The sequence below is a fragment of the Rhizobium sp. SVR5-9E genome, assembly GCF_056755095.1.
Map to the genome: position 1 here is coordinate 1 of NZ_JBNDHS010000873.1, position 228 is coordinate 228.

Consider the following 228-nt stretch of genomic DNA (forward strand, 5'->3'; position numbering starts at 1 on the left):
GCGCTCACCAAGCCGCGGGCATGTACGGATTAAATCACGCGATCCGCATCAGCATCCGGCAATCCTGTTCAACTATATGTCCCACGAACAGGACTGGCAGGAGTTTCGCGATGCTATCCGCATCACCCGTGAGATCATGCACTAGCCGGCGCTGGATAAAGACCGTGGACGGGAAATAAGCCCGGGCAGTGAGTGCCAGACCGACGAACAGCTGGACGATTTTGTGCG

1 protein-coding gene is annotated in these 228 nt (G+C 57.0%); it reads left to right on the forward strand.

Annotated features, from left to right (window positions below):
- Positions 1-64 precede the first annotated feature (64 nt).
- On the forward strand, positions 65-145 hold the full coding sequence (locus tag ACPYOJ_RS37325) for a hypothetical protein (RefSeq protein WP_481420678.1): 81 nt from the start codon (positions 65-67) through the stop codon (positions 143-145).
- The last annotated feature ends 83 nt before the right edge of the window (positions 146-228 follow it).